The following is a 24,947-nucleotide window of genomic DNA, read 5'->3' on the forward strand; positions in this document are numbered from 1 at the left end:
TGGTGGACGACGGGGTCTTGGTGGACGACGGGGTCTTGGTGGACGACGGGGTCTTGGTGGACGACGGGGTCTTCGTCGAGGACGCCGTCTTCGTGGCCTTCGGCTTCGGTTTTGCCTTCGTGGGCGCGGGCGCGATGGCGAGCGGCACGCCTGCGACGGCCTTGGGTTTGCCGAGTACGGTCGCCGAACCGTCGGTGCCCAGCACGATGAAGGCCGGGTTGCCGGCAGGCACCATTCCGAGCGCGGCCGCCGCCTGCGCCAGATTCCCTGGAGCGCTGCCGATCGCCACCTCGTTGCGTAGCTGCTGCACCTGCGCAGCCACCCGCTGGTCCTTCGTGGCCAGGCTGTGCCGTTCGAGCTCATTGGCCGCCGAGGCCGTGTTCAGGGCCAGCAGCAACCCCAACCCGCCGACGAGCAGCACGGTGACCAGCAGCGCGAACGGCACGCGCGGCGCCTTCTTGGACTCCCTCACGACGCCTGCCGGATGCGCTCGGCGGCCCGCAGGCGCACCGAGGCGGCCCGCGGGTTGGCGGCGATCTCGTCGTCGGTCGCCGGCTCGGATCCACGGCTGAGCAACCGCAGCTGCGGGCCGCTGTCCGGCAGCGGCACCGGCAGGTCGGGCGGCGTCCGATCCGTGGCGAGCTCGGCGAAGGACTGTTTGACGATGCGGTCCTCGAGCGACTGGTAGGACAGGACGACGATGCGTCCGCCGACCGTCAGTTCCGCCAGCGCCGCGGGCACCGCCGAACGCACCGCGTCGAGCTCGGCGTTCACCTCGATGCGCAGCGCCTGGAACGTCCGTTTGGCTGGGTGGCCCCCGCGCCGGCGCGTCGCGGCGGGTATCGCCTCGCGCACCAGCTCGGCCAGTACCGCTGTCGATCGCAGCGGGGCCACCCGGCGCTCGCGATCTATCGACTGGGCGATCCGCAGCGCGAATCGCTCTTGCCCGTACACGCGCAGCACCCGCGCGAGGTCGGCGACGGGGTAGGTGTTCACGACATCCTCGGCCGTCATGCCGGTGCTCTGATCCATCCGCATGTCCAAGGGGGCGTCCTGGGCGTAGGCGAAGCCACGCTCGGCGACGTCGAGTTGCATGGACGAGACACCGAGGTCGAACAGCACGCCGTCCACGCCGTGGATGCCGAGCTCGTCCAGGACGTCGGGCATCCGGTCGTAGACGGCGTGCACGAGGTGGCTGCGGCCTGCATAGCGGGCGAGGCGGTCGCGGCTGCGCGTCAGGGCGGTCTGGTCCCGATCGAGACCGACGAGTGTCAGCTGGGGGTGCGCGGCCAGCAAGGCCTCGGCGTGCCCCCCGAGACCGAGAGTGGCGTCGACGGCGACCGCGGGGCGGTCCGACAGCGCCGGGCCCAGCAGCGCGAGCACCCGGTCGAGCAGCACGGGAACGTGCGCGGGCTCCGGCCCGGTCTGCTCGTCACTCGTCATGCGCGTCGCTTTCGTCATCGAGAGGTGCCGGAACGCCGTGGGGGAAAGTGGGGAGACGTCTGCTTCTGGTCCCCGCCCGTCCCGCCTGGCGCCGGGGAAGTGACGCCAGGTGGTTGGACGGGAGGAGGCCACAAGCCACGTCGTGGAACCGGGTGAGCGCTACAGAACCCCGGGCAGCACCTCCTCGGCGATGTCGGAGAAGCCCGGCTCGGCGGCCTGCAGGTAGTCGTTCCAGGCGACGGCGTCCCACACCTCGATGCGGGTGTTAGCGCCGATCACCGCGCACTCCTTCGACAGGCCGGCGTACTCGCGCAGCGTCGGCGGCACGGTGATCCGGCCTTGGCCGTCGGGGCTCTCCTGCGAAGCGCTGGCGAACAGCACCCGCGAGTACTCCCTGACCCGACGGTCGGTGACCGGCGCGGACCGCAACGACTCGGTGACCCGAGTGAACTCGGCGACCGGGAAGACGTAGAGGCATCGGTCCTGTCCCTTGCAGATCACCAGGCCTCCTTCCAGGTCCGGTCGGAACCGCGCCGGCAAAGCGAGCCGACCCTTGTCGTCCAGTCGCGGGGTGTGCGTGCCGAGGAACACGGCCGCTCACCTCCGAGACCCACTGCGGAGGCAGCACGACCCAGTTGTCGCCATCACTCCCCACTATGCCCCACTCTAACCCACGCACGCTCAGGGTCAATGCCCAGCCGCCGCCGGAACCGTCGTGTCGCGCCGTCCGTTCCCCTGGCGACGTTCGATCACGACCCGTGCCTCGCGCACCGTGAGTCGGCATACTCGAAGGACCCGCGCACGCCGATCGACGGGCGAGCGACGACACCGAAGGACGTACTCGTGGACGACCTGCTTCGCGGCGCCCGGCACGCCGGTCCCGACCCCGCTCCGCCGGACGTCGCTTCGCTCCCGCTGAGCGCCGTGGCCGACGCCGGCAAGCGCATCGGCGCCAACATCGAGCAGGTCCTCGAGGGCAAGTCACAGGCCATCCTCATGGGCCTGACCGTGCTGCTGGCTGAGGGTCACCTACTCATCGAGGACGTCCCCGGCGTGGGCAAGACCACCTACGCGAAGGCGATGGCTCGTTCCATCGACTGCTCGGTGCGGCGCATCCAGTTCACCCCGGACCTGCTGCCGAGCGACGTCACCGGGGTCAGCGTCTACAACTCCGAGGACCGGGACTTCGAATTCAAGCCCGGCCCCGTGTTCGCCAACATCGTGGTCGGTGACGAGATCAACCGCGCGTCGCCGAAGACCCAGGCCGCACTGCTCGAGTGCATGGAGGAGCGCCAGGTCACCGTCGACGGTGATACCTACTACCTCGAGTCGCCGTTCATGGTGCTGGCCACCCAGAACCCGATCGACATGGAGGGCACCTACGCCCTTCCCGAGGCTCAGCGCGACCGGTTCACCGCACGCATCTCGATGGGCTACCCCGACCGCGCCGCCGAGATCGCAATGCTCGACGAGCACGCCGAGTCGGACCCGCTCGACGACCTGCGACCGGTGTCGGACGCCGGTGAGATCCGCGCTCTCGTCGCTGCCGTACGCACCATCTACGTCTCCGACGCGGTAAAGGCGTACGCGGTCGACCTCGCGGAGGCCACCCGGCGCGCGAGCGAGTTACGGCTCGGTGCGTCACCGCGGGCCACCTTGCAGCTGCTGCGCGCTGCCAAGGCCTGGGCCGCGCTTGCCGGGCGCGAGTACGTCATTCCCGACGATCTGCAACACCTGCTGGTTCCGGTGCTGGCGCACCGCCTCCTGCTGACGCCCGAAGCCCACGTGGCCGGGCGCGGCGCGGTCGACGTATTGGCCCGCATCGGCCAGGCGACCCCCATTCCCGGCGCCGGGCAGACGTCCATTCCCCGGGCCGGGCGGGGAACCCGCTGAGCATGGCAAACCGCCGACGGCTCGGGTTCACTACCCGCGCCAGCTGCCTGCTCGCGGCCGGAATCACCGCGGTGCTGTGCGGGGTGCTGCTGGGCGAGACCGACCTAGTGCGGGCCGGCGTGCTCGCCGCGGCCATCCCCCTCGTCGCCGCCGTCATCGTGCACCGCTCGCGCCTGCAGGTGGCCAACCGCCGCGGGCTCGAGCCGCGCCGCGCAGCCTCCGGCGACACCGTCACGGTGAATCTGACGATCACGAACCGATCAGTGCTGCCGACCGGCGCGCTGATGCTCGAGGACCAGCTGCCGGGGCGGATCACCGGCAGGGCCCGCTTCGTCGTCGACTCGTTGTCCGGGCGCGAGGCCCGCACGATCAGCTACCGCATCCCGGCGTTGGGCCGGGGGCGCTACCGCGTCGGCCCGTTGCGCATCCGCCTGGGCGACCCGTTCCGGATGATCGAGCTCACCCGCTCGTTCAGCACGATCACCGACTTCCTCGTCACGCCGCGCATCGACCGGTTGCCCGCCGTGGACCCGCCGCGCTCTGACGAGCTGGGCGGCAATTCCGGCAGCCACTCGATCGGCTCGAACGGCGCCGACGACGCCTCGACCCGCGAGTACCGGACCGGCGACGACCTGCGCAAGATTCATTGGCGCTCGACCGCGCGCTCCGGCCAGCTGATGGTGCGCCAGGCAGAGCGGCCGTGGCGCGCCAACAGCACCGTGCTGCTCGACGTCCGCACCGTCGCCCACCAGACGGCGCCGGAAGATCCCGGCCCCGGCTCGACGGACGACACCGACGAGCGACGCGTCAGCAGTCTCGAGTGGGCGGTCAGCGCTGCGGGCAGCATCGGCGTCCAGGCAATGCGTGCGGGCCGCGACGTCGGACTGATCGCCGACACCCAGCAGGCAATCCCCGCCCAGCAGGGCACTGTCGCCTTAACGAGCGCCCGGGCCCAGTTCGCCGACGCAGACCAGCTCTCGACGTACCTGGCCACCGTGCACGAATCGCCGGCACCCGACCTCACCCGCATCTCGGACTTGATCCGCACCGCTGCACACGATTCCACGCTCATTGCCGTGCTCGGCCGACTCGGTACCGACGACATCCGGCTGCTCTGCGGCGCTCAACCCCGCGGGCGGACGACGCCCGCGCTTGCCCTCCTGCTGGACGTCGACACCTGGGTCGGCCGAACATCCGCGGTCGGGCGGCCGTCAGCGGCCGAGGCCGCCGGTGCCGTGCTGCGCTCGTCGGGATGGCGCGTCCAGGTCGTGCCACACGGTATGGCGCTGCCCCATGCGTGGCAGTTGCTCATGGCCGGGGTGGGCTCGGCAGCCCGGGCGGCGGCTGCGCGATGACCGCCACCGCGTACACCCGCCCGCCATCGCGGTCCCCCGCGCCGCCGTCGCGTCCGCCACGCGCTGGTCTGCAGCCGGCTGTCCGGCGGACCGCACAGGCTCTGCTCGGCGCTGCCCTTGGCATGGTCCCGCTGAAGGGCATCTTCAGCGACTGGAGCTGGCTGGCCGACGTCTGGATCAGCATGTTGATCACGCTGGGCCCCGCGCTGTGGCTGCGGCGGCGCCGGCCGCCGAGCGCGCTCGACATCTGGCCGGGCATCCTGCTGCTGGTCCCGTGGCTGACCCTGCGTTTCCTGCCCGACCACGCGCTGGCCGGGTTCATCCCGACGCGCGGTACCGCGGGCGACATCTCCACCGCGCTGCGCGCTCTGCACGACACCACGTCGAACTCCGTCGCCCCGATCCACAGCACCATTGCGGTCAAGCTGGTCCTCTGCGCGCTGCTCGGGTTGCTGGCCGCGCTCGTCGATCTGATCGCCGTCGTGGGACGTCGCGGCGCCCTGGCCGGAGTGCCTCTGCTCGTCGTCTACACGGTGTCGGGCGCCGTGCCGCGCGAGCCGGTGTCATGGGTGTGGTTTCTCTTCTCGGCGGTCGGTTTCCTGCTGCTGTTAGGAGTAGACGCCGGTGACGAACTCGATAGGTGGGGGCGCCGCTTCCGCGGATCGCGTCGAACAAGCACGAGCGTGCGCTGGTCGGTGTCGACACCGCGCATCGTCGTTGTCGCGCTCGTCCTGGCTGTGTTGGCCCCGCTCGCGGTGCCCGGGCAGTCGCGCAACCTCATCGCCAACGCCTTTCACGGCAACGGGGGCGGTAGCGACGTAGGCGGGTTCGGCGGCTCGGGAGGTGGGTCGATCAGCCCGTTCGCAGCCCTCAAAGGCCAGCTGATCCAGCCGACTCCCTACCCCATGGCCGACGTGCACATCACCGGTGGCGGCACGACGCAACCGTTCTACCTGCGCGTCAACGTGCTCGAGGACTACACCGGCAAGGGCTTCCAGGTGGGTAGCCACGGCAACGAGCTGCCGGTCGAGGGCAACGACTTCCCGACCCAGCCCTACGGCGGTGGCGCCGAGAACAGCGTTCAGATGCAGGCTCGGATCAAGATCACCGGGCTCTCCGGCAACGCGCCCGTCTTCTCGCTGCCGACCTCGATCACCGGGCTCGACGGAGGCACCTGGGCGCCGAAAGACCAGATCCTGCTCGGCGCAAAGGTCAGCAAGGGCCAGACGTACGTAGAGAATTTCGCTCAGCCCACGCCGACGGCCAACCAGCTCACGGCAGCAACCGGGGCCCCCGGGGCCGCGCTGGCCGAGAATCTGCAACTGCCGGCCAATTTCCCGAGCTTCGTCCATGACCTGGTCGAGCGCCTGACCAAGAATGAGTCCAGCCCCTACGCGCAGGCCCGGGCCATCAACGACTACTTCACCGATGCGTCGAACGGCTTCGCCTACGACCTGAAGACCGAGGAGGGCGATTCGGGCTCGGCGCTCGTCGACTTCCTAAAGAACAAGCGCGGTTTCTGTCAGCAGTACGCCGCTGCCATGGCCGTCATGCTGCGCGACGCCAAGGTGCCGGCACGGGTCGTGCTCGGCTACATGCACGACCCGACCGACGCCGACGGCGACTTCACGGTCACCAGTGCCGAGGCACACTCCTGGGTGGAGGCCTACTTCAGCGGCGTCGGCTGGATTCCGTTCGACCCGACGCCCGCCTCGGGCCTCGTCGGCGGGAGCAAGACCGACCTGCCGTGGGCGCCGCACTCCTACGCCTCGGGCACCGACAGCGACGCCTTGCCGAAGGCCAATACAAGCGGCGCGACGTCCTCCTCGGCGGCGCCGAGCACGTCGGCCGCCGCCTCGAGCGCCGGCACGGCGAACCCGGCGGGTGCGGGGTCGGGCTCGATCTCGTTGCAGCCGCTGTGGTGGGGGATCGGCACCCTGCTGATCCTGGCTCTGTTCTTGACGCCCGCCGGCGTGCGCGCGGGGCGACGCCGGCAGCGCTTCGCCCGCGCCCGCCGCGACGGCAACGCCGACCCGCTCTGGGCGGAGCTGTCGGATACCGCGGTCGATCTCGGCTACGTCTGGTCGCCCGCGCGTTCGCCGCGCCAGGTGGCCGGCTGGCTCGGCACGGCCGCCGGCGAATCGGCGGGCTCGCTGCATGAGCTGGCCGCCGCTGTCGAGCGCAGCCGTTACTCCGGACCGGCCACGGGAGCCACCGACGAGCCGACCCTCGAGCGCGGGCTGCGCGAGGTCACCAACAACCTGCGCGCCGGGCGGAGCACCAGCACCCGGGTGCGTTCAGTCTTCTGGCCGGCCTCGCTGGGCTGGGGCCGGCGACGCGGCCGCACGGACTGAGCACGCAGTCCAGACGGGACGACAACTGACAGTCGGCAACTGACAGCGGGTCTGGGCCATCTCTCGCCCGGCCCTGCTGTCAGTCGAAGACGACGAGACTCAGTTCTCGTCGAAGCGCTTGCGAAGCCGATCTTCCATCCGGTTACGCAGCCCCGACTGTCGCTGCGGGGTGTTGTTGGGGCGCTGAGCGCTGGACACGTCGTCCGGGGTACCGGACCGGTCGCGTCCGCGCAGCAGTTGCACCCCGTAACCGGTGGAACCGACGAGCATCACGAACCCGATGACGCTGAGCACGATGATCTGGAAGACCAGCCCGACAAGGACCAGCCCCAGTCCGACGATCGCGCCCAGAATGCACAGCGCGAGCGATCGTCGAGTGCGTGATCGCCGCCGCGCGGAACGAACCGACGCCGCAAACTTGGGGTCTTCGGCGTACAGGGCCTGCTCGATTTCATCGAGCAGTCGCTGCTCGTGCTCGGAGAGCGGCACCGGGCCCTCCTTCGTTGCCGTGACCGAATGGACTACGGCGGAAACTGGTCTGAATAACGTGTGTGTACCCGCGCTGACGGCGGATACACCATCAAGCATACGAGCCGAATCGCCCGTTCGAAAGTTACGGAGCGGGTGAATCCGATGGGTGTCGTTCGCGGGGACGGTACCGATCGGCCGAACTGACCGCTTCAGGTTGGTCGAGGGCACCGCGGGGCATCAGCGACCCGGCGGTCACCGCAGCGGCACCGAACCGTGAACGGGCCGCGTCAACCGCTTGATCTGCACGGATTCGTGCTGATTCGCCCTGATTTGTTGGGCCGGGACGCGCCAGATCGAAGCTGAGTTGCTCTGGCGCCTCGGCCGCCTCGCGGAGGTTCTCACACTTCACTCCGACCAGCCGGATCCGCGGCTGATCCAGATCTAGACCCCGGTACAGGTCCGCGGCTGTCCGGAAGATCTCACCGGTCGAGGCCGTCCAGGACGGCAGCGTGCGCACTCGGGTGATCGTGCGGAAGTCCGCAAATCGGATCTTGATCCCGACCGTGCGAGCCACGAAGCCGCGGGACCGGACCCGGGTGCCGACCTCCTCGGCCAGGCGTAGCAGCTCGCGCCGGACGTCCTGCTCCAGGACGAGATCGATGTCGAGGGTGCGGTCGGCGCTGATCGACTTCTCGACCTCGTCCGGCTCGACCGGGCGCGGATCGTGCCCGGCGGCCAGCGCCGACAGCTGCTCGGAGGCCGCGGCGCCGACCGCCCGGCGCAGGGTGTCGACGGGGGTCGCGGCAAGGTCGGCGACCGTGCGCAGCCCGAGCCGGTGCAGCGATTCGGCCGTGCGCTCGCCGACGCCCCAGAGTGCCGTGACGGGCAGCGGGTGCAGGAATTCGAGCACCCGCGCGGCCGGCACCACCAACAGGCCGTCGGGTTTGCACCGGGCCGAGGCCAGCTTGGCCACGAACTTGGTGGGCGCCACCCCGACGGAGCAGGTGAGCTCGAGCTCCGCTGCGACCCTCGCGCGGATGGCCGCAGCGATGGCGCCGGGTCGACCGTGCAGGCGCATGGCGCCGGAGACGTCGAGGAAGGCCTCGTCCAGCGAGAGCGGCTGCACGAGCGGGGTCACGTCGCGCAAGATCGCCATGACATGGTCGGAGGCGGCGGAGTACGCCGCGCGATCGGGCGGCAGCACCACCGCATGCGGACAACGACGCAGCGCCTGGCTCATGGGCATTGCACTGCGGATGCCGTACTTGCGCGCCTCGTAGGAGGCCGCGGCGACGACACCGCGGTGGCCGCCGCCGACGACGACCGGTCGGTTACGCAGCTCTGGGCGCCGCTTGATCTCGACGCTGGCGTAGAAGGCGTCCATGTCGACGTGCAGCATGGGGCAGCCCGCGTCGTCGCCGTCGTAGGTGCCGGCCGTGCGGGGCAGGTCGGCGCTGCGTCCCATCGCTGACGCTCAGCTGGACGGTCGGCGGATGAGCAGGTGGATGCGAGCGGCGAGATCTGCGAACGGGGCGCGGTCGGCCGCCTCGGCGTCGAGGTCGGCCAGCGCCTGACGGGCACCTGGTGAGTCGAGTGCCGCACCCGGCACGAGGTCGGAGAAGACCCCGATGCCGTGCCGAGCGAAGACGCTGAGCCCGGCCGCCGCGCACAGCGCGTCGACGGTGTCGGGGCCGACCGCGTCGCCCGCCTTATCGAGCCCGCGCAGTTCGCGCAGCGCCTGGGCCGGCTCACCGGCCAGGGCCCGGGCGAGGACGGAGGCCAACGGGTTGCCGACAAGCACGCTGAGCAGGCCGCCGGGACGGACCGCAGCCACCATCGCTGCGAAGGTGGCCGGCACGTCGTCGACGGCGTCGAGGATGCCGTGCGCCAGTACGGCATCGAACGTGCGGCCGGCGAACAGCTCGGCCAGCCGTTCGACGTCACCGGCGTAGGCGTGCACCAGCGATGACACGCCGGCCTCGTCGGCACGCAACCGCAAGGTGGACAGCGCGTCGGCGCTGATGTCGAGCACCGTGACATCGCACCCGGCAGACGCCAGCGGAACAGCGTAGGTACCGCTGCCTCCGCCGCAGTCGAGCACCGACACAGCTCCCGGCACCGACACAGCTCCCGGCGCCGACGGGGCCGGAACAACGTCCGTCAGGGCCTCGCCCAGCAGTCGGGACACCAGCCTGACGCGTCCAGGTGCCGAACGCAGACCGGCGTGCTCGCCGGAGCCGGCTTCGGTGGGCACGCTGATCACACTAGAGAGGCTAGCCGCGGGCAACGACATCGTTCGCAGCTCGCGCCACGGGTGGGCACTTACGCCGCGAGCAGCCCGAGCGAGTCTTCGACGAGGGCCAGGAATTCGCGGGCGGCGCGCACCTGATCGTCGGCCGTTCGTGGGCTGACCGCCGACCAGGAGCCGGCCTCAACTGCGGCCCGGGCCTGCGCCCCGGCGGCGAAGAAGGTGGCCCACTCGGCGTACTCGGGCGCAACCTTGTCGAGCAGCACCCACACGCTCATCAACCGACGCCGGGTACTGGCCGGTCGGCCCCGCTGGGCGGCCACCGCAGCGGCCGTGCGCAGGGCGGAGAGGTGGGCGAGGCGGAAGCGCTCGCCAGCATCGTCGGCGTGCTCGGCATCCTCGAGCACGGTGCGGGCCTGCGTGAGCAGTCCGAATGCAGAACCCCGTGAGGGGGTGAGCAAGTCAGCCATGACAACCTCCGGTACGACCTGGTTCGATATTAGCTCAGAAATAGAACGCGCGCATCCCTGCGGTTGTTCCCGAGGTTCGACGGGAGGTCTGACACTTTTCGATAGTGTCGATATCGGTGCCGGTTGACGTTCCGAGGGTCAGGCCAGGACGTCCACCACCGCGCCGACCACGACCACGGCGGGTGCGCTGAGACCGGCCTCGCGAGCGGCCGCCGCAATGCCGTCAAGCCGGGCCCGCACCACCTGCTGGTGTTCGCTGGCTGCGCGGTGCACCACGGCGGCAGGGGTCGACGCCGGCCGGCCGTGCTCAATCAATGCATCGGCGATGAGGTGCAGTCGATCCATGGCCATCAGAATCACCAGGGTGCCGGCGTTGACGGCCAGACCCGGCCAGTCGACGCCCTGGTCGGCCGGGCGCCCCGGGTCGAGATGCCCGGACACGACGGTGAAGTCGGCTGCTAACCCGCGGTGGGTCAGTGGGATGCCGGCCAGCGCCGGGGCGGCGAGAGCCGAGCTGATCCCCGGCACCACCGTCACCGGCACGCCGGCGGCGAGGCATGCGAGCCACTCCTCGCCGCCGCGGCCGAACACGAACGGGTCGCCGCCCTTGAGCCGCACGACCCGCTTGCCGGCCAGCGCCCGGTCGACGAGCACGTCGTTGATCTCGGATTGCGTCAGGTTGTGCCGATGGGCGGACTTGCCGCAATCGATGACCTCGACGCTGTCAGGCAGTGCATCGAGCAGCTGCCGGGGGGCGAGGCGATCGACGACGACGACATCGGCGTCGGACACCAGACGCTGACCGAGCACGGTGATTAATTCAGGATCCCCCGGGCCACCGCCGACGAGCGCCACCGAACCGGCGGCCGGCCGCCTGTGCGCCCGCAGCGGTAGGTCACCGGCGGCCAGCGCCGCGGAGATCGCATCCCGCAGCGCGCGGGTCCGCGCAGGGTCGTCGCCACCGTTGACGGCGATGGTCACGTCGCCATGGCGGGCCACCGCAGGCGTGCGCGCCGAGCCCTCCCCCGCGTTGTCGGCTCGTACGCAAAACACCCGCCGGGCCGCGGCCGCGTCCGACACGGCGGCGTTGACGCCCGGGTCGTCGGTGCACGCCACGGCGAGCCACGCGCCGTCGAGATCACGAGCGGCAAAGGGTCGCTCGTGCACGGTCACGCCCGCAAGCCGCACTGCGTCGTCGACCTCCGGTGCGATCACCACGATGTCGGCATGAGCGTCGACCAGACCACGGACCCGGCGGGTGGCGACGCGGCCGGCGCCGACCACCACGACCCGTCGCCCGGTGACGTCGAGCAGCATCGGGTACCCAGGCACCTGACCATTGTCGCGGCCCACCCCGCCTCGTGCTGTCCGCAGCCCCTCGTGTGGGATCATGGCCTGGTGGTTTCGTCTGCTCGTGGCTGACGCAACGCCGCCACATCGATCTCCTCCGGGTGACCACCGCGGGCTGTTGAGCACCCGACGGCCGATGTCCTTTCACCCAGACATACATAGCCGTCAGCTCCCCGCACGTCACCGACCGTCGAAGGGAACGCCGCATGCCGGCGCGAGAGAACGCAACTCGTAGTACGAAGCCCAAGCGGGGGCAGGGTCAGTGGGCCCTCGGCTACCGCGAACCGTTGAACAAGAACGAGCAGGTCAAGAGGGACGACGACGCGCTGCATGTCCGCCAGCGCATCCTCGACATCTATTCGGTCCGGGGCTTCGACAGCATCGACCCCGCCGACCTGCGCAACCGCTTCCGCTGGATGGGCCTCTACACCCAGCGCAAGGAGGGCATCCCCGGCGGTAAGACAGCAACCCTCGAACCGGAGGAACTCGAGGCCGCATTCTTCATGCTGCGGGTGCGCATCGACGGCGGCGCGCTGACGAGTGAGCAGCTGCGGGTCGTCGCCGGCATCTCGACCGAGTTCGGACGCGACGTCGCCGACGTCAGCGACCGGCAGAACGTTCAGCTGCACTGGATCCGCATCGAGGACGTCCCCGAGATCTGGCGTCGGCTCGAGGCCGTCGGCCTGTCGACGACCGAGGCCTGCGGCGACTGCCCGCGCGTCATGCTCGGCTGCCCGCTCGAGGGCATTGCCCACGACTCGGTCATCGACGCGGCCCCGCTCCTGCAGGCGACGGTCGAGAAGTACATCGGCGACCCGGCGTTCTCGAACCTGCCGCGCAAGTTCAAGACGTCCATCTCGGGGTGCGCACGGCATTGCACGAATCACGAGATCAACGACGTCTCTTTCGTGGGCGTCGTAGGGCCCGACGGCCAACCCGGTTTCGACCTGTGGGTCGGCGGCGGGCTGTCGACGAACCCGCGCTTCGCCGAGCGGGTCGGTGTGTTCGTGCGCCCCGACGAGGTCAGTGATGTGTGGGCCGCCGTCGTCTCGGTGTTCCGCGACTACGGCTACCGGCGGCAGCGCAACCACGCGCGGTTGAAGTTCCTGATCGCGGACTGGGGCGTCGAGAAATTCCGGGAAGTTCTCGAGCAGGAGTACTTGCACCGCGCGCTCCCGGACGGCCCGGCCCCAGCCGCATCGCCGAACCACCGTGACCACATCGGCGTCGAGGAGCAGACGGACGGGCGCGTCGCCGTCGGCGGAATCACCAAGTCCGGTCGCACGTCCGGCACCGCGCTGCACGGGCTGGCCGAGGTCGCCGATCGCTACAGCGCCGGCCAGGGCCAGATCCGGTTGACCGCGCAGCAGGGCGTCGTCGTGCTCAACGTTGCGCCTGCGGACAGCGAGGCCGTCGTCGGCGAACTGGGCGAGCTCGGCTACACGGTGCGCCCGTCGGCGTTCGGGCGGGGCGCCATGGCATGCACCGGTATCGAGTTCTGCAAGCTCGCCCTCGTCGAGACCAAGCAGCGATCCAACGAGATCCGGATCGAGATGGAGAAGCGGATGCCCGACTTCGACACCCCGATCACGATCAACGTCAACGGCTGCCCGAACTCGTGCGCTCGTTTTCAGGTCGCCGACATCGGGTTCAAGGGCATGGTCACCCGCGGCGCCGACGGCGGGTTCGACGAGACCTTCCAAGTGCACCTCGGCGGGCAGCTGGGCACAGACGCGGAATTTGGCCGCAAGTTCCGGGGTTTGAAGGTGACAGCAGAGCAAGCGCCCGAGTACATCGAGCGCGTGCTTCGCGGTTACCTCGAGCGCCGTGAAGGAGGCGAACCGTTCGCGACCTACGTGTCGCGGGCGGATGAAGCATGGTTGCTCTGACGACACGCGATGAGATGAAGGCGCTGGCCGAGAAGGCGGGCGACGAGCTCGAGGGCGCCACCGCCCTCGAGATCCTGGGCTGGGCCGACGAGCAGTTCGGGCCGTCGTGGGCGGTGGCCTCGTCGATGGCCGACACAGTCCTTCCGTCGCTGGCTGCGAAGGTGCGTCCGGGCGTCGACGTGCTCTTCCTCGACACCGGTTACCACTTCGCCGAGACGCTGGGCACCCGCGACGCCGCCGCCGCGACGCTGCCGGTCACGATCCGCACCGTCCTGCCCCATCAGACGGTGGCCGAGCAGGACGCCTCGTTTGGCGCCCGGCTGTACGAACGCAACCCCGATCAGTGCTGCGCGCTGCGCAAGGTGATGCCGCTGCGCAAGGCGCTCAAGGACTACGGCGCCTGGGCCTCCGGGTTGCGCCGCGACGAAGCGTCGACCCGCGCCGGCGTGAAGGTGGTCGAGTGGGACGACAGCCGCGGCATGGTCAAGCTGAACCCGATCGCGGCCTGGACGCAGGACGACATCGACCGCTACATCGTCGACAACGGTGTGCTCGTCAACCCTCTGCTGTTCGACGGCTACGGCTCGGTCGGCTGCGCGCCGTGCACGCGGCGCATCGCACCGGGCGAGGACGCGCGCGCCGGGCGCTGGGCCGGCAGCGGCAAGATCGAGTGCGGCATCCACTGACACCAGGCTGAGGGGTTCTCGTGGCTACTCGCGGATTCGTGGGCCGGCGTCGGCCCGAGCCGGCCGGCAAGCTGCCGCCCGGGCAGTACGACGTCGGCCGGGACTTTCCGGTCCTGACCGCCGAGGCAACACCGGTCGTCCGCCCCGACACCTGGACGCTCACCCTCGACGGCCTCGTCGGCAACGAGCACACCTGGACGTGGCAGGACCTGCACCAGCTGCCGGCGTCCGAGTACCGGGGCGACATCCACTGCGTTACGACGTGGTCGAAGTTCGACACCCGCTTCGGCGGGATCAGCCTGGACCTGCTGCTCGACGTCGTCGACCCGCTGCCCACCGCGACGCACGTCTTCGTCACTGCGACGACCGGCTACACGACCAACCTGCCGCTCGGTGAGCTCCGCGACGGCAAGGCCTGGGTGGTGTGGACGCACGAGGGGCAGCCACTCTCCCGCGAACACGGCGGCCCGGTGCGTCTGCTCGTCCCCCGGCTGTACTTCTGGAAGAGCGCCAAGTGGGTCACCAAGCTGACGCTGCTCGACCACGACCAGCAGGGGTTCTGGGAGCGCAACGGCTACCACGACCTCGGCGACCCGTGGCTCGAGCAGCGCTATCAGGGTGACTGAGCTCGATTCTGACGAGCAGTCTCGCGGGCTGCGTCGGGCCCCCGCGGGCGGCTGGCGCACGGCCGTCGTGCGCGAGGTCTCGCACCCCACGCGCTTCGGGGTGCGGCTGCGCCTCGACGTCCCCGACCGCGTCGACCACTGGCCCGGGCAGCACTACGTCATCCGGCTGACCGCCGAGGACGGTTACACCGCACAACGCTCGTACTCGATCGCGTCCGACCCCGCCGACCCGCTGCTCGAATTCTGGATCGAGCGGCTCGCCGACGGCGAGGTCTCCGGCTATCTTGCCGACGTCGTCGAGCCGGGCGACGAGCTCGAGATCCGCGGCCCGATCGGCGGCTGGTTCGTGTGGACGGCCACCGAGCCGATGCTCGGCGTGGCAGGCGGCTCAGGGGTGGTGCCGATCGTGTCGATGCTGCGGCACGCGGTGCGCGTCGGACGGCCAGAACTCGTCCGGCTCGCGGTGTCCGCGCGCACGCTCGCCGAGCTGCCCTACGCCGACGAGTTCACCGCAGCCGGCGCACTCCTCGTGCTGTCCCGTGCGGACTCCCCCAGCGGCCGAGCGGCCGCACGGATTGCCGGCGCGGAACTCGCGGCGCTGGTACCGCCGAGCGGACCGTGCCTGGTGTGCGGCTCGACGGCCTTCACCGGCGCCGCAGTACGCCTGCTCACCGAGTGCGGTGTCGACGTGCACCGCATCCGGATCGAGAGTTTCGGCCCGAGCGGCTGACGCGGCCGACACTCAGGATGCGGCGTCGGCCAGCACGCGGCGGGCCACCGCGACGCGATCGGCGCAGCGGTCCGGCATCGTCCGCCAGTAGTACGGGAACGTCATCACGGCGATCGCCAGCGCCCACGCGCGACCCCGCAGCCAGCTCAATTCGTCGACGTCGACGGCGGCCCGGAACACAGCACGCTGACCGGCATCGAATAATGCCCACGCGGCAATCAGGTCGACCGTCGGGTCGCCGACGCAGATAGCGCTGAATGTCGTCGTCGATCGCGGCCAGCGGCCCGGCGCGGTACCCCCACAACTGCGGGTCGTGCAACGCGGCGTCAGGGACGGGCAGCTCCCGCAGTGTGCGGACCATCGCCGCCAGATCGCGGGCGAACTCCTCCGGGCTACCGGCTCGAAACGCCTGGTCGGGGGCGTGCCCGTCGAGCCACCGCACGATGGACCATCGCTCCGGGTAGCCGAAGCCAGGTTCCCCGACGGCCACGATCTCCGGGACGGCGACGGGCAGCCCGGCGGCAACGTGCGGTAGCCAGCGGACCTCCTTCGTCACCATGGCCGAACCGCCCGGCTGACGCGGGAGCCGCACCAGCAGGTCGCCGCCCAACCGGAACAATGCATTGTCCGATCCGGACGCACCCAGTCGGCTTACCGGTCGGTCGGCAAAGGCAGGAACCTCCCGGGTGATGAGAGCTCGGACCAATCGATCGTCGATCCTGAGCTCGTTCGGGTGCAGTGACACCGTCCCATCCCATCTGATGGGCTGCTGAGCGGTCACGCCGGGCGCTAGGTTGCGCCGTGTGCATCCCAACTGCGTCGCCGTCGACGGGATTCTGACGGCCGCAGGTGTCCCCGGCCGGGTGCGTGTGCTCGACGAGGCCGCGCCGACCGCGGCCGCGGCGGCAACCCTCGTCGGCGTCGAGGTCGGCGCGATCGCCAACTCGCTGGTCTTCGCCACCGTCGAGGACGAACCCCTGCTCGTGCTGACGAGCGGCGCGCACCGCTTCGACACCGGCAAGGTCGCCGCGCTCGGCGGCACGACGGCGCTGCACCGCGCCAGCCCGGATTTCGTCCACGCCGCCACCGGCCGGCGCATCGGCGGGGTCGCACCCGTCGGTCACCCGGCCCCACTGCGGACCGTCGTCGATGTCGCCCTGCGCGAGTTCGACGTTGTCTGGGCGGCCGGTGGCATCCCGCACGCCGTCTTCCCGACCACCTTCGCCGAGCTCGTGGCGCTGACCGGTGGAGCGCCGGCTGAGGTCGCCTGAACCCCGGTTGCTACGCATCGCCCGCCGAGTGGGGCACGATCGACCCATGCGCCCCGCCGATGTGCCCTCGGTCGGGGGCACCCACGTCGAGACGTGGAGCTCGGCGCAATTCCTGGCGCACCTCGACGACGCCATGCGTATCTACGTCGAGGCCATGCGCTATCCGAACCACACCGGGACCCAGCGTGCGGTCAGCGCCCGCAAGCACGCCGGGCTGTCGGGCTTCGCCTGCCGGGCCGCCGTCACCGAGGACGGCGAACTCGTCGGCTTCGGTTACGGCTACACGACGCGCCCGGGCCAGTGGTGGCACGACCTCGTGCGGCGGGCGCTTGTCCGTGAGGGGTCCGAGTCGTGGCTCGAGAATGCCTTCGAGCTGTCCGAGCTGCACGTCCTGCCTGGCTATCAAGGCTCAGGTATCGGGCGGCAGGTGCTGGCGGAGCTGGCCGGTTCCCTGCCGCACACCGCCATGCTGCTGTCAACGCCGGACTCCGACACCCGCGCGTTCCGGCTCTACCGCGATACCGGCTTCGTCGACCTGGCCCGCAACTACCTGTTCCCGGGGGACGGGCGGCCGTTCGCGGTGCTCGGCGCGCGGCTCCCGCTGCTTGTCAAACCCGGGTAGGGATTGACAGCTCGGCCATGACCTCGCGGGTGGCTTTCGAGAAGTTCATGGTGATGAAGTGCAGGCCCGGCGCGCCCTCGTCGAGCAAACGCTGCGCCAGCGCGATGCCTTGGGTGATACCCAATGCCCGGACAGCAGGCGCATCGTCGTGGACGGCCTCGAACTGCGTGAGCAGGTGGGCCGGGAACGGTGCGCCGGACAACTGTTCGGACCGGTGGATGGTGCTCATGGTCGTCACCGGCATGACGCCCGGGATGATCGGGGTGTCGCAGCCGGCCGCGGCGACGCGGTCGCGCAGCCGCAGGTAGTCGTCGGCGTCGAACACCATTTGGGTGATGGCGTAGTCGGCCCCGGCCTTGCACTTGGCGACCAGCATCTGGGTGTCGGCCTCGACCGATGCCGACCGCGGGTGCTTGTACGGGAAGGCTGCGACGCCGACGCAGAAGTCTCCTGCGTTGGCGATCAGTTCTACGAGCTCGGAGGCGTACTCGACGCCGTCGGTGTGCTTGCGCCACTCACCGTTGACGTCGCCCGGCGGGTCGCCCCGCAGCGCCAGCAGATTGTTGATACCGCCGGCGGCGAGCCGTCCGACGATGCCGCGCAGCTCGCTGACGGAATGGTCGACGGCGGTCAGGTGCGCCACCGGGGTGAGGGTGGTGTCCTGGGCGATGCGTTCCGTGACCGCGATCGTGTTGTCGCGCGTCGAACCACCGGCTCCGTAGGTCACCGACACGAACGAGGGCCGCAGCGGCTCGAGCTCGCGGATCGTCTTCCAGATCCGCCGCTCGTCCGCAGGCGTCTTGGGCGGCATGAACTCGAACGAGATCGTGGGGCCGGGCTCGGCCAGGCAGTCCCGAACGGTGCGCATGGGATGAGGATAATGACAGGGTGCGAATCACGGTGGCCGCCACGAGGGAACAGGACGCCGCCGGGATAGAGGGCGCGGCGCTGCGCAGCAGCTACACCCGCTGCCGGGCGCTGGCCGCCGAGCACGGCAAGACGTTCCATCTGGCCACCCTTCTGCTGCCGGCGGCGAAGCGACCGTTCGTGCACGCCCTGTACGGCTTCGCCCGGCACGTCGATGACATCGTCGACGTCACGCCTCTGCTCACCGACGCCGAGCGGGCCGAGCGGCTGACGCGATGGAGCGAGGAATTCCTCCTCGACCTGGACTGGGGTGAGACCTCCGATCCGATCAGCCGCGCGCTGCTCGACACCGTGGCGCGCTGGTCGATCCCGCACAGCTACTTCGCCGACTTCCTCGACTCGATGCGCATGGACCTCACCATCCGCAGCTACCCCACCTACGACGACCTGCGCACCTACATGTGGGGTTCAGCGGCGGTGATCGGGTTGCAGATGGTGCCGCTGCTCGGTCGGCGCGACGAGGACGTGCGATGGGACGTCATCGAGGCGCATGCCATCGACCTCGGGCTCGCCTTCCAGATGACGAACTTCCTGCGCGACGTCGCCGAGGACCTGCGCCGTGGCCGGATCTACCTGCCCCAGGAGACGCTCGACATGTTCGGCGTTGACGCCGACCGGCTGCGCCGCGGCGTGGTCGACGAGTCCATTCGCAACCTGCTGGCCTTCGAGATCGAGCGGACGCGGGGGCTGTACGCCGCGGCTGCGCCGGGTATCGAGCTGGTGCACCCGACCTCGCAGGACTGCCTGCGGGCCGCGTTGACGCTGTACTCCGAGATCCTGGCCGAGATCGAGCAGGCCGATTACGACGTCTTCTCGACCCGGCTTCGGGTCGGTCAACGGCGTCGCGCGACGGTCGGGCTCAACGCCCTGCGCGGCGCGGTGCGGGCTCGGCGCGGGACACAGACGAGCGTCCCGCCCTTACCCACAGCGTCAAGGTGAGCAGGATCAGCGCGAAGCCGAAGAACAGATCCTCGATGGGAGCGTAAGCGATGTGCACGCCGATGATCTGGTTATGCCGGTAGCGCACGATCCCCAACCCGGTCAGCAGACCGTTCACCACAAGCTGGAAGAACACCATGATCGCGTACGCGGTCCAGAACGCCTTGCGCAACAGCAGTCGCGTGCGAACGACGACGAGGTCGAGCAGGGCCGCGATGCCGACCCCGAGCAGCGCCGCGAGCGTGTACGTCACTGCTCGTCCCCGATGAGCCAGTGCGGTTTGCGGACCCGCACCGCCTCCAGCGTGAGCACGGCGCACACGGGAATGACGAGGAAGAACAAGAGTTCTTCGAGCGGCAGCGACCCCGGCAACGTGACGCCGACGAGGTAGGCGCTGTCGTAGTGCCATGCGCCGGCCCGGATCTCGAGCACATCCCATACGACGAAGACGGCGGCGACCGGCAGCACCGTCAGAGCCAGGCGCCGCCTTTGCCGGTAGACGCCGACGTGCAGCACCACCTCGAGCGGGGCGGTGCCGAACAGGCAGGCGGCCAGGATGGCCAGATAGATGAGATGCACGGCTGGTCAGAAGCCGGCGACCTGGGCACGTCGCTTGACCTCGGTGCCGCGGTTCTCACGCAGGGCCTGGATCGGCGTGCCGGGCAACGAGTCGTCCTCGCGCGCCAGCCAGTCGAGGATCTCCTCGTCGGCGTAGCGGGCGTCGCGCAGCAGCGTGATCACCGCGGGCAGGGACTTCACCACCCCACCGTCGATGATCATGTCGGCCGGCACCCCGCGTCGGCCGGTCTCAGGATCGCGGCCGGCGACGAGGTCCCCGTCGCGGATCAGTTGGGTGACCCTGGTGACCCGGCAGCCGAGCGCAAGGGCTGCCTCGTCGAATGTCAGCAGGTCCATGCCCCCAGCCTGCCAGAGCGCTTCGAGGGAATCCGGTGGCGGGCTGCCCTGGCCCCCGCCCGGCGATCGGGTCAGCGGCGGGCGAGCAGCACCAAGGTCGAGTACTCGACGGTTAACGTCCCGCCCAGCTCGTCGACGGCGTCGCCGAGCGCCGACAGCAGCTCGGTCCTGGCCGGTTCGGCCAGCAGCTGGTGATCGCTGAACGTGACCAGCAGGTCGAGCCACTCTGCGCGGGTGTAGGTCTGCAGCCAGTCGTAGCGCCGTTCGCAGCTGTCGGTGAAGCCGGCGGCCTCCAGGCCCGGCCGGGCGTGCTCGGCTGACCTCGACCCGCGACTGGCGAGACCGTTCATGCGCCCGAGCAGGATCGGCGCGTGCCACTCGTAGACGGCGTCGAAGCGCTCCCGCAGCTCCGGCGCGATCGCATGGACATTCCAGAACAGCGCGACGGTGCCATCCGGGCGGAGCACCCGGAACGCCTTGTGGGCACCGGCGTAGGGATCGACCCAGTGCCACGCCTGCGCGCTCGTCACCAGGTCGAACGTGCGCCCGCGGTCGTCCCACTCCTCGAATGGACAGACCTCGACCTCGACGCCGTGCGTGCGCGCGACCGCCGCCATGCCCGGGTCGACCTCGACACCCAGTACCCGCATGCCCCGCGCGGCCAGTTGCACCGCCGCCTTGCCCGTCCCGCAACCGACATCGAGGACCTCGGTACCCCCGAGGGTGGCCAGCTCGTCGAACAACGCGGCGGGATATGCCGGCCGGGCCCGGTCGTACTGCTCGGCGATCGCGCCGAAGGACTCGGCGCGCCGCCGATCGCGAAAGGCCCCGTCGCCTACTGGACTCGCCACGTGTCCTCCGGCGGTTCGGGTGAGCGCATCCGGTCGTCGTCGGTGAGGATCTTGCCGCCGCCGAGCGAGGTCACCACTCCGCGCGGGAACGCCGCCCGCGCCCCGGCGCGACGGATGTCGTCCGCGGGCAGGGGCGTCGCCGACGCCACCAGCACGATGTTGCCGAAGCGACGCCGTTTTACGACCGACGGGTCGGCAACGACAAGGAGTTCCGGGAGCACCTGGCGAGCGGTCTCGACGACCCGCGCCGCGTAGCGCAGCGGCGGCCCGTCGGCGAGGTTGGCGAGCAGCACGCCGGTCGGCTTCAAAACCCGCGCCACGTCCGTCAGGAACTCCAGCGTCGTCAACTCGGGCGGCACGCGGCCGCCGTGGAACGCATCCAACACTATGACGTCAGCGCTCCCGTCCTTGAGCGTTTCAACGCCGGCGCGACCGTCGGCCGCCCGCACCCGGATTCGCGCGCCGCGCGGGAACGGCAGCCGGGCGCGGACGAGCTCGGTGACCGTGGTGTCGGGTTCCAGGACGATCTGCGGCGACCCGGGCCTGGTGACCGCCACCCACCGGGCCAAGGTGCAGGCACCACCGCCGATGTGGGTGACGGCAAGTGGCCCGTCGGGCAGCGCGGCGAGCACGTCCGCGAAACTCTCGACGTAGTCGAAGTCCAGGAAAGTGGGGTCCTCGAGGTCGACGTACGACTGCCGCACGCGGTCGATGAGCAGCAGGTAACCGCCAGGTCGGTTGAGGTCCTCGAGCAGTTCGACGCGGCTCGACTGTCCGTCTGGTTCGTCCACCGCCGGCTCCACGTCGGCCAGGGTACGGCCGGGTCTTCTTACCAAACGGTGAGCACACGCGGAGCGTCCTACGAACATTAGCCGCGACGCCAGTAGAATCGCCGCGTGCAGACGGCGACCGCAGATCCTCTGGTCGGCCGCAAGCTCGAAGGTCGCTACCGCATCCTCGACCGCGTCGCGCGCGGCGGGATGTCCACGGTTTATGCGGCCGTCGACGAGCGGCTCGACCGCCTCGTCGCGGTCAAGGTCATGAACGCCGCGCTGTCCGCTGATCCCGCCTTCAGCGACCGCTTCGCCCGCGAGGCCCGCGCCGCCGCGCGACTCACCCACCTCAATGCCGTCTCGGTCTACGACCAGGGTCACGAGATCGCCGCCGACGGTCATCACGTGTTCCTCGTGATGGAGCTCATCGAGGGTCGCACCCTGCGCGAGCTGATCCATGAGCGCGGCAAGCTGGCGCCGGCCGAGGCCGTGTCGGTCATGGAACCGGTGCTCAGCGCGCTGGCCGCCGCACACCGCGCCGGCCTCGTCCACCGCGACGTCAAGCCCGAGAACATCCTGCTGTCCGACGAGAGCGTCGTGAAGGTGGCCGACTTCGGGCTGGCCCGCGCCGTCGAGACCGACCCGTCGTCCACCCGGACCGGGCTGATGATGGGCACCGTCGCCTACTGCCCGCCGGAGCAGCTGAGCAAAGGCAATGCCGACCCGCGCTCGGACGTCTACTCCGCAGGCATCGTGCTGTTCGAGCTTCTGACGGGGCACCCGCCGTACCGCGGCGACTCGGCGATGAATATCGCCTACCAGCACGTGCACAGCCGGGTGCCCGCACCGTCGTCGCGGGCGCGCGGCATCCCGGAGGAGATCGACGAGCTGGTAGTGGCCGCCACCGACAGCGACCCGTCCGGCCGCCCGTCCGATGCCGCCGCGTTCCTGGCCGAGCTCGCTGACGTGCGCACGCAACTGCGCCTTCCGGTCACTCCCATTCCCGCCCGCCAACGCCGCACCCCGCGCGTCGAGTACCGCGAGCCACGCCATCGCACCCCCACCGGACCGGCCGAGGCCACCACCGCCGCGCTGCGCGCCAACCCCGGACGGCACGACACCAGCGTCGTCCCCGACCGGCGCCCCGACGGGGACCCCGCACGCCGGCGGGGTCCTCGTGAGGAGAGCTCCCCGCCGCCGCCAGTCGTCATCCCGCCGCCCCGGCAGCGCACCCGCAAGCGTGGCCGGCGCCGGGGTCTGCTCGTCGTCCTGCTGATCATCGCGCTGGGCGCCGGCGCCTTCTTCGGCGCGAAAGCGTTCATCACCTGGCGCTTCGCGCACGTTCCCTCTGTCGCAACTCTGTCCCCGGACGCGGCCATCGCCAAGTTGAAGCACGCGGGTTACAAAGCCCGCATGCAACCCGGGCCGGTGTACAGCGAGACCATTTCCGCCGGACTGGTGATCAGCACCGATCCCCCGAGCGGCACGCGGCTGACCACCGGGCACACGGTGGTCATCACGCTGTCCGCGGGCGCGCACTACTACGCGGTGCCCAACGTCATGAACAAGACCCCGGACCAGGCCAAGGCGGCACTGCTCACGGCCGGCCGGCTGACCATCGCCCCGCAACCGAAGTTCAGCTACAGCGACACGGTGCCGGCCAACCTGGTCATCGGCACCACGCCCGCTGCCGGTACGAAGGTGCGCAGTGGGGTGATCGTCACCATCGTGGTGTCGCGAGGGCGGCCGACCGTCACGATCCCGAACATCGCCCCGAACACCCCGTTCGACGAGGCCAGGGCGGCGCTGCGCAAGGCCAACTTCAAGGTCGATCGCAGCGACGATTACAACGACACCGTGCCCGTCGGCGCGGTCGTCTCGATCAGCCCCACCGGCAGCGCGCTGAAGTTCAGCGTGGTCCACGTCGTGGTGTCCAAGGGCCCGCAGAACGTCAAGTTGCCCGCCATTGCCGTTGGCACGCCGTACTCAGTGGCCAAGGCGACGCTCGAGGGTCTGGGCCTCACGGTCGAGAACCGGCAGATCGGCGTCCGCCCGGATCCGGTGGTCTACTCCATGAACCCTGGAGCCGGCACGTTGGTGCTGGTGGGCTCACCCGTCGAACTCACCACGCTGTAGGCCGCAGCGGCCCCGTTCAGGGTTGCCAGTTGAAGTCGGTGCAGACGTAGCGGTTGTCCGCGGTCCGGACGAACGTGATGGTCAGGACGCCGCCGGACTTCTTGGCAACCATGCGGTACCGGGCGACTGCACCGGCGCCGTCGCCGCCGGTCAGGTCGGTGCCGGGAATGCCGAAGGACTCGCCGTACAGGACGGTCAGCCGGGGCCGGACCGTCTCTGTGGCGCACGCAGCGAAGATGTCCTTGTTGAAGTCCGAGGGCTCCTCGCCGGGCTGGACGAACTCGACCGCCGTGGTCAGGTGGATGACCGCACTCGAGGCCTTCTCGCCGACCGGGCAGTTCAGGTCCTTGTAACCGGTTGACGGTGTCGCGGACGTCCCGGACGTCGGCAACGCGGTTCCCGAACCGCCGGTGTCGCTCGTGGCGCCCGTCGCAGTGCTGGCCGTCGACTCGCCCGAGAAATCGCCGCTCGCCGAACCGTTGCTGCTCGGGAACCCGGTGACATTCGTTGCGCTGCCGCCACCTGGCGAAGGTGAACCCGAACCGCCGGCCTGCTTCTTGTCGTCGCCGCCGGAGGTCAGGACGACGATCAGCGTGACGACCAGAGCCACGACGATCACTGCGCTGGCAATGATCCAGACGAGCTTGTTGTTGTCGCCACCGGACTTCGGCGGTCCGCCGTACCCACCACCGCCATAGGGCGGCTGCTGGCTGTAACCCTGCTGGCCGTAGGGCTGTTGTCCGTAGGGCTGTTGTCCGTAGGGCTGCTGGCCGTAGGGCTGTTGTCCGTAGGGCTGCTGTCCGTACGGCTGCTGGCCGTAGGGCTGCTGTCCGTACGGCTGCTGTCCGTACGGCTGCTGGCCGTAGTCGCCGGGCTGCTCGGGCTGGCCCTGATTCGGATCGGGCTGCGGGTTCCAGCCGGGCTGCTCGGGCGGCTGAGACATCGGCTGGACTCCTGGAATCACATGTGGCTGGTGTGAATGCGGACGCTACCCCGAA

General features: G+C 70.1%; 27 protein-coding genes and 1 pseudogene. 11 read left to right on the top strand and 17 right to left on the bottom strand.

What is annotated here, in order from left to right:
* From ACFFC4_RS04430 to mraZ, 3 genes are all read right to left on the bottom strand, one after another.
* Positions 1 to 472, bottom strand: a 472-nt coding sequence (locus ACFFC4_RS04430; RefSeq protein ID WP_375498182.1) for a septum formation initiator family protein, incomplete at its 3' end; no start/stop codon positions are given.
* The gene (gene rsmH, locus ACFFC4_RS04435) at positions 469 to 1,461 is read right to left on the bottom strand and encodes a 16S rRNA (cytosine(1402)-N(4))-methyltransferase RsmH (RefSeq protein ID WP_375498184.1); all 993 of its coding nucleotides are present in this window, start codon (positions 1,459 to 1,461) and stop codon (positions 469 to 471) included. The genes rsmH and ACFFC4_RS04430, both read right to left, overlap by 4 nt.
* 141 nt (positions 1,462 to 1,602) lie before the next feature.
* Positions 1,603 to 2,034, bottom strand: coding sequence for a division/cell wall cluster transcriptional repressor MraZ (mraZ, locus tag ACFFC4_RS04440; protein ID WP_375498186.1), 432 nt, complete (start codon positions 2,032 to 2,034; stop codon positions 1,603 to 1,605).
* A gap of 324 nt (positions 2,035 to 2,358) precedes the next feature.
* Between mraZ and ACFFC4_RS04445 the strand changes: the two genes are divergently transcribed.
* The 3 genes from ACFFC4_RS04445 to ACFFC4_RS04455 are packed head-to-tail and all read left to right on the top strand — an operon-like array spanning position 2,359 to position 7,045.
* Complete coding sequence (locus tag ACFFC4_RS04445) at positions 2,359 to 3,336, top strand: AAA family ATPase (RefSeq protein WP_375498609.1); 978 nt, start codon at positions 2,359 to 2,361, stop codon at positions 3,334 to 3,336.
* Between the two features lie 2 nt (positions 3,337 to 3,338).
* Positions 3,339 to 4,691 carry a DUF58 domain-containing protein gene (locus tag ACFFC4_RS04450; protein WP_375498188.1) on the top strand — a complete coding sequence of 451 codons (1,353 nt, stop codon included), beginning with the start codon at positions 3,339 to 3,341 and terminating at the stop codon, positions 4,689 to 4,691.
* Positions 4,688 to 7,045 (top strand): DUF3488 and DUF4129 domain-containing transglutaminase family protein, encoded by a 2,358-nt coding sequence (locus ACFFC4_RS04455; RefSeq protein ID WP_375498190.1) that lies wholly within the window; start codon positions 4,688 to 4,690, stop codon positions 7,043 to 7,045. The genes ACFFC4_RS04450 and ACFFC4_RS04455 overlap by 4 nt, the downstream gene beginning before the upstream one ends.
* Positions 7,046 to 7,144: 99 nt before the next feature.
* On the opposite strand, the gene ACFFC4_RS04460 is transcribed toward ACFFC4_RS04455, so the two are convergent.
* The 5 genes from ACFFC4_RS04460 to cobA all read right to left on the bottom strand — a co-directional run bounded on the left by ACFFC4_RS04460 (position 7,145) and on the right by cobA (position 11,551).
* Positions 7,145 to 7,534 (bottom strand): DUF3040 domain-containing protein, encoded by a 390-nt coding sequence (locus ACFFC4_RS04460; RefSeq protein WP_375498192.1) that lies wholly within the window; start codon positions 7,532 to 7,534, stop codon positions 7,145 to 7,147.
* Between the two features lie 124 nt (positions 7,535 to 7,658).
* On the bottom strand, positions 7,659 to 8,981 hold the full coding sequence (gene dinB, locus ACFFC4_RS04465; RefSeq protein ID WP_375498194.1) for a DNA polymerase IV: 1,323 nt from the start codon (positions 8,979 to 8,981) through the stop codon (positions 7,659 to 7,661).
* A gap of 9 nt (positions 8,982 to 8,990) precedes the next feature.
* Positions 8,991 to 9,770: a class I SAM-dependent methyltransferase gene (locus ACFFC4_RS04470; RefSeq protein ID WP_375498196.1), complete on the bottom strand. Its 780-nt coding sequence runs from the start codon at positions 9,768 to 9,770 to the stop codon at positions 8,991 to 8,993.
* Positions 9,771 to 9,838: 68 nt separating this feature from the next.
* Positions 9,839 to 10,234 (bottom strand): SAV_6107 family HEPN domain-containing protein, encoded by a 396-nt coding sequence (locus tag ACFFC4_RS04475; RefSeq protein ID WP_375498198.1) that lies wholly within the window; start codon positions 10,232 to 10,234, stop codon positions 9,839 to 9,841.
* A 138-nt stretch (positions 10,235 to 10,372) separates the two neighbouring features.
* The gene (cobA, locus tag ACFFC4_RS04480; protein ID WP_375498611.1) at positions 10,373 to 11,551 is read right to left on the bottom strand and encodes a uroporphyrinogen-III C-methyltransferase; all 1,179 of its coding nucleotides are present in this window, start codon (positions 11,549 to 11,551) and stop codon (positions 10,373 to 10,375) included.
* A 239-nt stretch (positions 11,552 to 11,790) separates the two neighbouring features.
* Here cobA and ACFFC4_RS04485 point away from each other — a divergent pair, with 239 nt between their 5' ends.
* Genes ACFFC4_RS04485 through ACFFC4_RS04500 form a run of 4 tightly spaced genes read left to right on the top strand, consistent with a single transcriptional unit; the run spans position 11,791 to position 15,515 of the window.
* Positions 11,791 to 13,473 carry a nitrite/sulfite reductase gene (locus ACFFC4_RS04485; protein ID WP_375498200.1) on the top strand — a complete coding sequence of 561 codons (1,683 nt, stop codon included), beginning with the start codon at positions 11,791 to 11,793 and terminating at the stop codon, positions 13,471 to 13,473.
* A complete protein-coding gene (locus tag ACFFC4_RS04490; RefSeq protein WP_375498202.1) occupies positions 13,461 to 14,159 on the top strand; it encodes a phosphoadenylyl-sulfate reductase in 699 nt (232 codons plus the stop codon). Before ACFFC4_RS04485 ends, ACFFC4_RS04490 begins: the two co-directional genes overlap by 13 nt.
* A gap of 20 nt (positions 14,160 to 14,179) precedes the next feature.
* Positions 14,180 to 14,785, top strand: a complete 606-nt coding sequence (locus ACFFC4_RS04495) for a sulfite oxidase-like oxidoreductase (RefSeq protein ID WP_375498204.1) — start codon at positions 14,180 to 14,182, stop codon at positions 14,783 to 14,785.
* Entirely contained in the window at positions 14,778 to 15,515 is a 738-nt protein-coding gene (locus ACFFC4_RS04500; RefSeq protein WP_375498206.1) for an FAD-binding oxidoreductase, read from the top strand. Before ACFFC4_RS04495 ends, ACFFC4_RS04500 begins: the two co-directional genes overlap by 8 nt.
* A gap of 12 nt (positions 15,516 to 15,527) precedes the next feature.
* Here the strand turns inward: ACFFC4_RS04500 and ACFFC4_RS04505 are convergent, their stop codons facing one another.
* Positions 15,528 to 15,695 (bottom strand): hypothetical protein, encoded by a 168-nt coding sequence (locus ACFFC4_RS04505; RefSeq protein WP_375498635.1) that lies wholly within the window; start codon positions 15,693 to 15,695, stop codon positions 15,528 to 15,530.
* 106 nt (positions 15,696 to 15,801) lie between these two features.
* Positions 15,802 to 16,296: pseudogene (locus tag ACFFC4_RS04510) on the bottom strand (phosphotransferase); the annotation flags it as partial.
* Positions 16,297 to 16,318: 22 nt separating this feature from the next.
* On the opposite strand from ACFFC4_RS04510, the gene ACFFC4_RS04515 reads away from it, so the two are divergent.
* On the top strand, positions 16,319 to 16,786 hold the full coding sequence (locus ACFFC4_RS04515) for a YbaK/EbsC family protein (RefSeq protein ID WP_375498208.1): 468 nt from the start codon (positions 16,319 to 16,321) through the stop codon (positions 16,784 to 16,786).
* Between the two features lie 46 nt (positions 16,787 to 16,832).
* Positions 16,833 to 17,408: a GNAT family N-acetyltransferase gene (locus ACFFC4_RS04520; RefSeq protein ID WP_375498210.1), complete on the top strand. Its 576-nt coding sequence runs from the start codon at positions 16,833 to 16,835 to the stop codon at positions 17,406 to 17,408.
* Here ACFFC4_RS04520 and metF read toward each other — a convergent pair.
* Positions 17,395 to 18,276, bottom strand: a complete 882-nt coding sequence (metF, locus tag ACFFC4_RS04525; RefSeq protein WP_375498212.1) for a methylenetetrahydrofolate reductase [NAD(P)H] — start codon at positions 18,274 to 18,276, stop codon at positions 17,395 to 17,397. The genes ACFFC4_RS04520 and metF overlap by 14 nt on opposite strands.
* Positions 18,277 to 18,296: 20 nt before the next feature.
* On the opposite strand from metF, the gene ACFFC4_RS04530 reads away from it, so the two are divergent.
* Positions 18,297 to 19,274, top strand: coding sequence for a phytoene/squalene synthase family protein (locus tag ACFFC4_RS04530; RefSeq protein WP_375498214.1), 978 nt, complete (start codon positions 18,297 to 18,299; stop codon positions 19,272 to 19,274).
* On the opposite strand, the gene ACFFC4_RS04535 is transcribed toward ACFFC4_RS04530, so the two are convergent.
* From ACFFC4_RS04535 to ACFFC4_RS04555, 5 genes are all read right to left on the bottom strand, one after another.
* A complete protein-coding gene (locus tag ACFFC4_RS04535; RefSeq protein ID WP_375498216.1) occupies positions 19,195 to 19,527 on the bottom strand; it encodes a lycopene cyclase domain-containing protein in 333 nt (110 codons plus the stop codon). The two genes, ACFFC4_RS04530 and ACFFC4_RS04535, sit on opposite strands and share 80 nt — an antisense overlap.
* On the bottom strand, positions 19,524 to 19,853 hold the full coding sequence (locus ACFFC4_RS04540) for a lycopene cyclase domain-containing protein (protein ID WP_375498218.1): 330 nt from the start codon (positions 19,851 to 19,853) through the stop codon (positions 19,524 to 19,526). Before ACFFC4_RS04540 ends, ACFFC4_RS04535 begins: the two co-directional genes overlap by 4 nt.
* 6 nt (positions 19,854 to 19,859) lie before the next feature.
* Complete coding sequence (locus tag ACFFC4_RS04545) at positions 19,860 to 20,189, bottom strand: Rv2175c family DNA-binding protein (protein ID WP_375498220.1); 330 nt, start codon at positions 20,187 to 20,189, stop codon at positions 19,860 to 19,862.
* Positions 20,190 to 20,260: 71 nt separating this feature from the next.
* Positions 20,261 to 21,040, bottom strand: a complete 780-nt coding sequence (locus ACFFC4_RS04550) for a class I SAM-dependent methyltransferase (RefSeq protein ID WP_375498222.1) — start codon at positions 21,038 to 21,040, stop codon at positions 20,261 to 20,263.
* On the bottom strand, positions 21,025 to 21,843 hold the full coding sequence (locus ACFFC4_RS04555) for a spermidine synthase (RefSeq protein WP_375498224.1): 819 nt from the start codon (positions 21,841 to 21,843) through the stop codon (positions 21,025 to 21,027). Before ACFFC4_RS04555 ends, ACFFC4_RS04550 begins: the two co-directional genes overlap by 16 nt.
* Before the next feature lie 93 nt (positions 21,844 to 21,936).
* On the opposite strand from ACFFC4_RS04555, the gene pknB reads away from it, so the two are divergent.
* A complete protein-coding gene (gene pknB, locus ACFFC4_RS04560; RefSeq protein WP_375498226.1) occupies positions 21,937 to 23,949 on the top strand; it encodes a Stk1 family PASTA domain-containing Ser/Thr kinase in 2,013 nt (670 codons plus the stop codon).
* Between the two features lie 16 nt (positions 23,950 to 23,965).
* Here pknB and ACFFC4_RS04565 read toward each other — a convergent pair whose 3' ends face one another.
* Entirely contained in the window at positions 23,966 to 24,892 is a 927-nt protein-coding gene (locus ACFFC4_RS04565; protein ID WP_375498228.1) for a hypothetical protein, read from the bottom strand.
* Positions 24,893 to 24,947: the final 55 nt, after the last annotated feature.

The organism is uncultured Jatrophihabitans sp. (assembly GCF_964244045.1).
Lineage (GTDB): Bacteria > Actinomycetota > Actinomycetes > Mycobacteriales > Jatrophihabitantaceae > Jatrophihabitans.

Coding starts and splice junctions, on each gene's coding strand:
- ACFFC4_RS04475 (WP_375498198.1), bottom strand. CDS start 10,234: ATGGCTGACTTGCTCACCCCCTCACGGGGTTCTGCATTCGGACTGCTC.
- ACFFC4_RS04450 (WP_375498188.1), top strand. CDS start 3,339: ATGGCAAACCGCCGACGGCTCGGGTTCACTACCCGCGCCAGCTGCCTG.
- ACFFC4_RS04455 (WP_375498190.1), top strand. CDS start 4,688: ATGACCGCCACCGCGTACACCCGCCCGCCATCGCGGTCCCCCGCGCCG.
- ACFFC4_RS04490 (WP_375498202.1), top strand. CDS start 13,461: ATGGTTGCTCTGACGACACGCGATGAGATGAAGGCGCTGGCCGAGAAG.
- dinB (WP_375498194.1), bottom strand. CDS start 8,981: ATGGGACGCAGCGCCGACCTGCCCCGCACGGCCGGCACCTACGACGGC.
- cobA (WP_375498611.1), bottom strand. CDS start 11,551: ATGCTGCTCGACGTCACCGGGCGACGGGTCGTGGTGGTCGGCGCCGGC.
- metF (WP_375498212.1), bottom strand. CDS start 18,276: ATGCGCACCGTTCGGGACTGCCTGGCCGAGCCCGGCCCCACGATCTCG.
- ACFFC4_RS04565 (WP_375498228.1), bottom strand. CDS start 24,892: ATGTCTCAGCCGCCCGAGCAGCCCGGCTGGAACCCGCAGCCCGATCCG.
- ACFFC4_RS04545 (WP_375498220.1), bottom strand. CDS start 20,189: ATGGACCTGCTGACATTCGACGAGGCAGCCCTTGCGCTCGGCTGCCGG.
- ACFFC4_RS04485 (WP_375498200.1), top strand. CDS start 11,791: ATGCCGGCGCGAGAGAACGCAACTCGTAGTACGAAGCCCAAGCGGGGG.
- ACFFC4_RS04520 (WP_375498210.1), top strand. CDS start 16,833: ATGCGCCCCGCCGATGTGCCCTCGGTCGGGGGCACCCACGTCGAGACG.
- rsmH (WP_375498184.1), bottom strand. CDS start 1,461: ATGACGAAAGCGACGCGCATGACGAGTGACGAGCAGACCGGGCCGGAG.